Annotated in this window: 10 protein-coding genes; 3 read left to right on the plus strand and 7 right to left on the minus strand. The window is 37.2% G+C overall.

The features are described 5' to 3' along the window. Positions 1–19: 19 nt before the first annotated feature. The 6 genes from ABJH90_RS07150 to ABJH90_RS07175 form a co-directional block, all read right to left on the minus strand. Entirely contained in the window at positions 20–232 is a 213-nt protein-coding gene (locus ABJH90_RS07150; protein ID WP_348338063.1) for a hypothetical protein, read from the minus strand. Between the two features lie 410 nt (positions 233–642). Next, positions 643–1281, minus strand: a complete 639-nt coding sequence (locus ABJH90_RS07155; RefSeq protein WP_348137939.1) for a class I SAM-dependent methyltransferase — start codon at positions 1279–1281, stop codon at positions 643–645. A 95-nt stretch (positions 1282–1376) separates the two neighbouring features. Beyond that, complete coding sequence (locus ABJH90_RS07160; RefSeq protein ID WP_348137941.1) at positions 1377–2204, minus strand: hypothetical protein; 828 nt, start codon at positions 2202–2204, stop codon at positions 1377–1379. A 756-nt stretch (positions 2205–2960) separates the two neighbouring features. Further along, positions 2961–4589, minus strand: coding sequence for a nitrilase-related carbon-nitrogen hydrolase (locus tag ABJH90_RS07165; protein WP_348137942.1), 1629 nt, complete (start codon positions 4587–4589; stop codon positions 2961–2963). A gap of 119 nt (positions 4590–4708) precedes the next feature. Then, positions 4709–5818 (minus strand): AraC family transcriptional regulator, encoded by a 1110-nt coding sequence (locus tag ABJH90_RS07170; protein WP_348137944.1) that lies wholly within the window; start codon positions 5816–5818, stop codon positions 4709–4711. 108 nt (positions 5819–5926) lie between these two features. After that, positions 5927–6811 carry a redoxin domain-containing protein gene (locus tag ABJH90_RS07175; RefSeq protein ID WP_348137946.1) on the minus strand — a complete coding sequence of 295 codons (885 nt, stop codon included), beginning with the start codon at positions 6809–6811 and terminating at the stop codon, positions 5927–5929. A 63-nt stretch (positions 6812–6874) separates the two neighbouring features. On the opposite strand from ABJH90_RS07175, the gene ABJH90_RS07180 reads away from it, so the two are divergent. After that, complete coding sequence (locus ABJH90_RS07180) at positions 6875–7153, plus strand: hypothetical protein (protein ID WP_348137947.1); 279 nt, start codon at positions 6875–6877, stop codon at positions 7151–7153. Here the strand turns inward: ABJH90_RS07180 and ABJH90_RS07185 are convergent. Continuing rightward, entirely contained in the window at positions 7137–8708 is a 1572-nt protein-coding gene (locus ABJH90_RS07185; RefSeq protein ID WP_348137949.1) for a BspA family leucine-rich repeat surface protein, read from the minus strand. The two genes, ABJH90_RS07180 and ABJH90_RS07185, sit on opposite strands and share 17 nt — an antisense overlap. A gap of 199 nt (positions 8709–8907) precedes the next feature. On the opposite strand from ABJH90_RS07185, the gene ABJH90_RS07190 reads away from it, so the two are divergent. Next, positions 8908–9717 (plus strand): DUF6090 family protein, encoded by an 810-nt coding sequence (locus ABJH90_RS07190; protein WP_348319752.1) that lies wholly within the window; start codon positions 8908–8910, stop codon positions 9715–9717. Further along, positions 9714–9848, plus strand: coding sequence for a hypothetical protein (locus ABJH90_RS07195; RefSeq protein ID WP_348137953.1), 135 nt, complete (start codon positions 9714–9716; stop codon positions 9846–9848). The genes ABJH90_RS07190 and ABJH90_RS07195 overlap by 4 nt, the downstream gene beginning before the upstream one ends. Positions 9849–9860: the final 12 nt, after the last annotated feature.

Genomic DNA, 9860 nt, shown 5'->3' on the forward strand with positions numbered 1-9860 from the left:
TAATTGCCAGGAGTTTGCCCTACCTGAATTCAATACTGGATGTGAGTTTCCTGCTGCTCCTGTCCAACTTTTCGGCATAGACCAAAACAACATCTCTGCTGCCGGCTCTGTCAGCTTCCCGGAACTTGGGCCTACTAAAATTAGATGTCACTACGTCAACTAAAGATGGACTATATTGAATAATAATTCGCAGTAAAAAAGATAACACCAATATGTCAGTATAACAATCCACTATGACTTGGGGTTATTATAATTTTCAGTACAATAATATTGAGATTTAAAAGAACGCATTACAAGGAATAAATACAACTGTACTCCCAACAAACCATGAATGAAGCACTTTCAAACTTCCTTATTCTTATTCAGCTCACAGCCCTAACAAGTGATGTAGATAGTTCGAAACGGTAACCATGTTTAACTTGTTTATTTTGTGGATATTAGGTAATACATGGTGAGTTCTATAACTCCGTAAATATAATTTCAAAATCCCTTTAAGTTTGTAATTGAAAATCTGACCTATATCGTAGTTATGGGTTTCAATCGATGGTTTGCCATGAAGGCCGCGAAAGCGGGCGTATCTTGTGGTATTGGGATTATAAATTACGGGGCCAAATTGCTTTTAGCTACTGTTGGCAATTCGTTTTAATTATTTGTTCCAACAGCGATGAGATTACTCAAGGGCTTCCCTTTTTGTTCATGAATAATCACGTCCTTAAATCCTGCTTGCTCCATGAATGTTCGAATGCTTTCTTTTGAAAATAAGTGTTTGAATATTGTTCGATTAGACCTGATTCGATTCTTAGCATTCAATTCATCTTCTGGTCTAAAGGCACAATAAAACTTACCACCAGTTTTTAATGTTCTTTTAATTTCTTGAATATTACTTTCCGGATTCGGCCAAAAATAAATAGTGTTTGCTGTAAATATTTTATCAAAGACTTCATCTTCCGTTGGAATAATATTCACCGAAGATTCATACAGTTCTACTTTACCAGAGGAAATCAATATTTTATTCTTCTTCTCTGCTTCCATAATCATTTCTTTGGAAATTTCAATCCCTGTAATTTTACCAGTATTCAATCTAGTTCCCATTTTGGAAATCAGTCTTCCATTTCCAAACCCTATTTCCAGAATAGTCGAATCAGGTTTTATATCCATCAGTTCCAATCCCATATCTTCAAGCGAAGCATTTGCTTTATTTAATATTCTTCCTGCTAGTATTTTGCCAAACCAACCAGATGGATTACTCGCTTGTTTTGCTAAGAATGATTTTAGTCCCATTATATATTTTATTTAATGCTTGCCAACGTTCTACGTATAAAGTTAGTGCATCAGCATTAATTTTATGCGTTGTTAGGCGCCGTGCCTTAGAAATCCTATTCTCTATTTGGATAAGCCCCTCCTATCAAGCTATAACCATATTCATATCTTGATGTACCTACTAGTATTCCTTTTGCCAACGGGTGTGTTCCTTGAAAACTCCACGAAGAAGTACTGTCGCATTCCTGTTCTCGATGGCCTGAAAATGCAACCTTTACCAAATGATTCACGGGTGAAGACAAAGGAGGAAAAAGAGATTGTGCTCCGCTTGAGTTTGCGCCTCCAAAAACTTGACCTGAGGGATTACAAGACATGATTACTTTTATATTTTTTGCTTGTATTGAGCCTCGCCATTTTTTTTCTTGATCTTGATAGAGGCCTACATCACCATATGAAGCATAATGACCCTTATCTTTCATATAAGAGACATAGGCATTATCAGGCATCCAAAATTCCATTACAAGTAGAGGTCTGCCGAAACCAAGGCTGGTAGATGGATCTGATGGAGCTATACGAGCGCACCAAAGTGCGGCTGCCCCGTGTCGTGGCCAGTCCGGCAATTTGTCATCAATCATAAATGTTTCCATTCTTACGATTTCAAGAAAGGACACGCCCCATGAACCATTAGATGGATAATCGTCTAGATAGTTAATTGCCCATCCGACATTATCTATAGCAAGCTCGTTAATTGTAATATAGCGCAAGGCTTCAGGCAATTTGGACTCTACTGTAGATGGATCAAAAGTGATGTATTGAACAATTTCTTCTGGATTTTCGATGACCCACCTAGTCTGTGCGCCGGCAGGGACTGTAAGGGCCTGGGAGTAGATAGACCCAGAATAAAGGAAGGCGATATTAAAAAACAGTAAGATTACAACTTTCATCCAAGCCTCGGTTTATATTTAACACATATCTTAACTATACAAATGCGTGGCGCCTAACAATGGGATAGCATCATTGATGATATCCTACAAATGTGTACTAAGATAATAAATCTATGATGTTCATAAAGGACCGGTTCGCTACATGGGAATAGATTTCAATTGTCTTGGTAGAACTATGCCTTATCGATTTAATTCATAGAACATTTTACAGCACTTCCCACAGATGTCAAAAGCACTAAGCGGTAACTAACAATTTATGATATAGTTTTACTTACTTGGTAAGTCTAATAGACTACAGATTATTGGAATAAAATATTTCAGTACCTTGTTAAGGTAACCACCAGCCACTACTTCAAATGATTAATTTTTTTAGAAGAATCCGTAATCAACTAGCTGATGCGATGCATGGTTAAAATGGTTTTTAGTCTTTAAAATCATAAAGACTCCAATTATTTTGCGACATTGCAATTTATTACAATCTAATTTTAATTTCCACAAGTGGAAGCTATTGATAGGAATGGCGTTCTTAGAGGTCCTGCCAAATTCTATATCTTTAAAAGGATGCTGGTACAAGTCTTAATTACTGTATCACAGCTATACAGAGAAATATTCTTAATGTAGAACTAAAAACATAAAATGCTCAACATATCAGGTTGTGGAGTAATGACCATGATCAATAAACTGACCTTATGAAGCTTGTTGTTTACACCTGAACGGGCTTCATAAGGCCAAAAATTAGAATCGATCCAAGTTGTATTAAACACCCACTACCTTTGTCTTTTGCTTATTTGTTGCTGTTTTTTCTTTTTTAAAGATTTTTAATAACATCTCAAATAGAATATATGCTATAAATACCATGGCCATGTAAGGTAAGGCGTCTCCAATACGATTGTACAAGGTATTTATGCCCTTTATGGGAACATTGGCCATTAGTATTTTCTCCTTGGAGGTAAAGAAATTGGAACTTCCAAGTAAATTTCCATAAGGGTCTGTTGCTATGGATGTAGCTCGGGATACCGGCCTGAATACAGAGACGCCATTTTCAATACCCCGAAGGCTGGACATATACGCATGGTAGGGATCTATGGCCTTCCAGTCTCCTGAGGGTACCAGCAGAATATCTGTTCCTTTTTTTCCGGTTTGCTTTAAAAAATTCGGAAAATCAGCATCGTAGCAAATCACAGGTGAGAGCCTGCCATATGGGCTGCTTATAACAGGTATAATATCATCTGAACCGTATTCCTGTTCGGCAAATGGAACCGGATTACTTTTCAGGTATATATTAGCCACTTCTCCTTCCGGGTTTAAGGTGATCGTTTTATTGACTAGCAAAAGACGTTCGGGGTTGTAAGGGCCGGGGTTGATTACACCAAGTGATATGAAGAGATATATTTGTTTTTCTTTAGCTATGGTTTTTGCCCTTTCAATAACCCCATCCTCCTGAGAATTGACGATCAATCCTATAGCTTCGGACCACACTATAATTTTTGCGCCTTTATCGGCCATACGACTGGTATTGTCAAAAAGTAGTTCCAGGTTTGCTTTCAAAGCCTTGCGTGAATTTTCAAACTTCTTGGCGAAAGGGTCTTCAATAAAGGGTACCATTGCCCGATTGGCTTCCTGAAGCTCTGGAGCTGTTTGCGAAGTTTCGGGTGTGATAGTGATGGTTTCACCAAATTCATCCAGATAGATGGTTTCTGAAATATTGGTATTATCAACAGTAATACCCGCAATCTTAACCGTTTCTGATTCCTTGTATTCCACAAAAGCCAGCCTTACAGTGCCAAAGGCAATGATAAGAAGATAAATACTACCCGCTAAAAGGCTTCCTGTTCTTATAAGACTCCATTTCCATTGGCGTATTGACATCCAGTTAACCAGTGAAGCAAACCAGGCAATTAAAAAGGAAATTCCCCAAATCCCCAATACGGAAGCAATCTGTTGTAAGGCCTGAAATTGGTATTGGGTGTTGGCAATTGATTTCCAGGCATCACCGCCGTGCATAATAATCAAGTATTCCATGACAACAAATGCTGCAGGAAAAATGAGTGTGCCCCAAAAACCCTTTTCCTGAGCTTTGCTGAGCCTGTCAACTAAATAGGGCAGCAGTGCCTGGAAAGAAATGACAAGAAAAATCACAGCCAGAATAGGAATCGGGGCAGGGAATACCTCATAGGCCCCAATAAAGCCTGAAACATAGAGGCCCAGAAAACCAAAGACAATGGCTTTCCATAGTTTGACTTTTCTCATAAAGTAGAGGAAAAAGGCAAGGCCCAGCCAGGGTCCAATAAATACGGTCCATTTAGCAGAACCGAGGATCATAAAGAACATACCCAGGAATAATACCAGGTACGGATTTGATAAATAACGTTTTAAAGTTTTCATGATATGATGATTTTTGAACAAAGTAATGGCATACATTGTTCAAAGTCGACTGATTACATGAAGTCATACCCATTAAATGCGTTCGATGTTCGGTGCGGAAAATCGAACCTCTTAAATATTCATGAAAATCGGGATTTATAGGCTGTTGGGGTACTGCCCGCGTATTTCTTAAAAGCGGTATTGAAACTGGATTTGGAATTGAACCCCACTTCATACATAACCTCCAGGACAGTAAGCTTGTTATCGGTGGATTCCCGCAATATTCTTTTTGCTTCTTCAATGCGATAGCTGTTGATCAAATCAAAGAATGATTTGCCTAATTCTAAATTAATCAGGGTAGACAGCTGACGGGAAGAGATTTGCACCTGTGAAGCCAGGTCATTGAGGGTAAGGTCCGCGTCAAGGTAGGGTTTGTTTTTCGTAATGTGAACATTCAGCTTTTCCAGTAACGATTTATTTTCTTCCTGTGAACCGGCTCCATCGACAGAACTGCGTTGGGCACCGAGAAAGATCTCGTTTTGGTGTAAACCCTTGAGTAAAACACTACTGATAAAGAACAGCAGCCCAACCAATCCGACAACTATAGCCCCCTGATCCATAGAGATTAGCTGGCTATGCCTCAAAAGATTGGAGAAGGCACTTGCCAAGACTGAAATGATAAAAACATTTACCAGGAAATTCAGCCAATTCAGATTAATCTTGTCCAGGTTAGAAAAATGCTGGACAATGGTCTCACGGTAATTCCTTATCCTGATCTTTATGGCTAACAGATAGGAAAGCTCATATATAAACCCAAAAACAGAGATCATAATAGTACTGAGGTCCTTTCCTTTTTTAACATCTTCCAAAACCCACTTCTGCATTTCCGGACTTTGGCTGTAGTAGAAAATGAACAATAGTCCCAAAGCGATTGCAAAGGGAAGGGCATGCAGCAAATGAATAAATTTGAGACTGAATTTTTCGTCAGTTAAAGACTGGGTATATAATAAAAGGAGCGGGGCATGAAAGATGACAAGGCTGTTTAGGAGGAGTGCATATTGGGTATTGACCTCAAAATATCCTGAAATGAGCAAATAATAGTCGAGCAATCCGCAAGCCAGGCTCAAAAAGAAAAAGGCCAAAAGATAATTGCTTAGTTTCCTTCCCTTTTTTGAAAAGAAAAGGAAAAAACTAATAAAAAACAGCTGAAAGAGGACCAGCAGGCTAAGGATCTGAAATAGTTCAGGCATTAAAAACAACCATTTAAGTAATGACTCCGGCCTAAAGGTAAGAAATACTATTTCTTCTCCATTTTTTGAAAATAGTGGTGCCTATTTAATTAACATTTATATTAATAATTATGGATCAGCATTTAATGTGTATTCCAGTTTTTTTTCTGCATCATCCAGATTTCCCAAAAAGATCATTTTCCCTTCTTTATCAAGTATCATTACAGAAGGATATTTATAAATACCTAAGGCGTCCATCAGATCCTGATTTCCTCGCAGTACAGGAAAAGTGTATCCTTTATCTTCAATTTTAGAAAACAATTCTTCGGGGTCGTCATTCCTGTTTACTGCATATAGGGCAAATGAATCATTATCCCTGTAATTTTCATAAATTCTTTGTACCTCCGGAAATTTAACCCAACAAGGCGGACATCTAACAAACCAGAAGTCCAATAGTACAACCTTGCCTTTAAGGGAAGCGTTGCTTACCACAGATTCATTTTTATCCAGAAATTCAAACGGTGCTATCTCTACGGCTTCAACATTACCGGTCCAGTTACCATATTCTATTTTATGATGCCAGAGATCATTAACCCCTGCTGCCATTATTACTGGAAACAAGGCCAGGCCAATCAACAAATATTTTCTTCGCCATTTGCCGGAATAGTAATAATAACCGGCCAGTAAACCAAGTAACCAATTGACATAAAATGGGAGTATCTTGATAGTATATTTGATCGTGGTGTTATAACCATTTAAGATCATCAGGGCAAGAACTACAACTCCTAAGGTCACCAAAACCCTGGAAAACCCTATCCTCTTCTTAAAACCATCTAAAGCACACCAGCTAAGGCCAAAGGCAACCAAAAAGCTAATGATAAATCCAGTTCCTTTTTCAATGCCCAAATTTTCTGAAAATGCCCCCATCACCACTGCGAAGGACAAAAGCAATAAACAAGAACCAATAAAGAAAAGAAGCAAAACAATAAGGGTATTATTGATAATTTTTTTCATAATCTATGGGATTAATTAGTCGTTTGCTATACTATTTGCACTCAACATAATTAATTTTGCACTATGACTCTCTACGAATACAAAATGCTCTCTGAAGATGAGCAGTACGACACAGTATTTGCCAAAGGTAAGTTCTTAGATATTGTTATAGAAGGTAATTCTAAGTTTGTCCTTTACGCTAGAGATAAATTCTTTGTTGAGGTAATATGGATCTTGAAAAGGATGAGATTATTGGCAAAGGAACGTTCAAAGAAGGCCATAGCCTGGATCGGTACAGCAATGTTCCTAAGGAGTTGCGAAATAAATCCAACCTTATTCCAATTAATTAAGGAGTACAGTTAGTAAAGTTGGGTTTTGGAAGTATCCATTGTGGTGTATTAAAACTAAAACCACCACAGTCAGTTACATTATCCACATTCCACCCACTTAAATCTTGGTTAAAATTATATGAACTAGAAAACATGCCAGACATAACAGTAACATTACTAACGTCCCAATTTCCAATAGATTGATCAAATTGTGACCTTACAAACATATTACTCATATCAGCAACACTACTAACGTCCCAAGCGCTGAGGTCTTGATTAAAAGAAGATTCATTAAACATGTTTCTCATATTAGTAACCTTACTAACGTTCCAATTTCCAATAGATTGATCAAATTGTGACCTTACAAACATATTACTCATATCAGTAACACTACTAACGTCCCAAGCGCTGAGGTCTTGATTAAAAGAAGAGCCATTAAACATGTCTCCCATATTAGTAACCTTACTCACATTCCAATTTCCAATAGGTTGATTAAACTGTGAAAGGTTAAACATGTGTGACATATCAATAACATTACCGACATTCCAAGAACCGATATCTTCATTAAAAGGGGAACCCGTAAACATATTACTCATCTCCGTAACATTACTCATGTTCCAACTTCCGACGGGCTGGTTAAAAGATGAGAATGTAAACATGTAATTCATATCCGTAACACTAATCACATCCCAAGAACTGATATCTTGATTGAACTGTGAACCATAAAACATTCCATACATATCAATGACATTACTCACATCCCACGAACTGATATCTCCATTGAAGGAGGAATTACTTTCGCGAAAAGCGCTGCTGAATAAGTAACGCATATCTGTAACTTTAGTAGTACAAACTTTTGTAAAGTCTATACCTTCTTTTCTAATATCCTGATTGTCAACAATAGTATAAATAATACCATTTATCTCTCCAGTACCTCCAACTTCGGCCCACTCATAACACTTGATGGTCACTCCGTTTGTATCTAAGTAAATAGGAGATAAGGCACATCCATTCGCATCAACCTGAACTCCACTAGAAGTATCATCACACTGGTCAATATTATCAGTTACTCCATCTCCATCAGTGTCTTTCTGAGAATCTGAACATCCGTTTTCATCAACGGTTTCCCCAATTGGAGTATCGGAACAAGTATCTAAATCGTTCGTAATCCCATCCGAATCACCATCAGTTTGAGAATCGGAACATCCGTTTTCATCAACTGTTTCTCCACGTGGAGTATCAGGACATGTATCTCTATCATCTGTTACCCCATCTCCATCAATATCCAACTTTTCAAAAACACCAGTTACATTCTTATTAGAATTCATGGTAACTGAAATGGGGTTTGTTGTTCCAGTTACTCCCCCAGTCCATTCTTTAAAAACATACCCTGTGGAAGGAGTTCCTGTTAATTGAACAGATTTACCTTCATCATAAGTACCAGTTGAAGGAGATACATTTCCCCCTTCTGATGGGGTTGTAGATATACTAAGAGTATATTTTTTTATTTCAGGTACTGAGTCTGAATCCTTTGAACAACTACTAAATACTAATAGTATGATGAATAATCTGATTATTGTATTCTTCATGATAAGTTTAATAATTATTTTAAACCTATTGTTAAAATATCGAAATACAAATAATTAGTTGTGAAACACCAATATTTAGTATATCAAATGGGATATGATGTCTTTTGAACCCATGATGAAGAACCTAAATAAAGGTTCATATTATTGGAATAAAATATTTCAGTACCTTGTTAAGGTAACCACCAACCAACTGCTTCCTATGATCGGTTTCTTTAGAAAAATCCGTAAAAAACTTGCTGACGATAACAAGCCTTTAAAATACATGCGGTATGCTATTGGGGAAATCGTCCTTGTAGTGATTGGGATATTGATTGCTTTGAGTATTAATAATTGGAATGAGGACAGAAAGGATAAAGAATTATACTACTCTTACCTTATAAGACTTAAAGAAGATTTTACTGAAATGCTGAACTCCACGAAAGAAGCACAAATAATTGAGAAAAGACTTGTTGAGTTGGGTGAAATGGTTTTGAATTTTGATGAAGAGACAGCGAAAGATATTAACCCACTGCAATTTGCAATAGCACTTGATTATACAGCAGGTAGACACTTTTATAAAAAAAGCAGCCAGACCTGGGCAGACCTCATTTCAACAGGAAACCTAAATTTACTGGACAACAAAGATTTACGTAATCAGATAGGTGCCTATAACAGTCTTATTGATCAAAGACATTTTCAGATAGAAGAATGGTTTGCTTTTAAGGTTAAATACAGGGATTTAACAAGGCATATTCTCCGCCCAGAGGAAAGATTATATTTGACTGAGGATTGGCCTTACGGAAATTTTGAAGACCCTGCCTTTGAAGATTTCAAATTACAAACTACATTGGATGAAATGAAATCAAAACTAAAGGCAATACCAGAGTTAAAAGGGGTTTTAACTGATGTAGTTTTAACCAGAAATATTACCGTGAGTATGATTAACAACGAGGTTAAATTACTCTCTAGCATACTAATGACCATTAATGATGAAATCTCAAAACTTGGTTTTAAAAACAGCTCTAAATGATCAACTTCTTTCATTATCGAAACAGAATTTTGCAAATGCAAAATCAAATGTCCAGTGGACATTTGGTTGAGATAGCTCCCGATAGCTATCGGGACGGACGTCTTGAAAATATTATTAGAAACTATGATTAATTTTTTTAGGCG

The sequence above is a fragment of the Eudoraea sp. genome, assembly GCF_039969275.1.
In the GTDB taxonomy this organism is placed as follows: Bacteria; Bacteroidota; Bacteroidia; order Flavobacteriales; family Flavobacteriaceae; genus Eudoraea.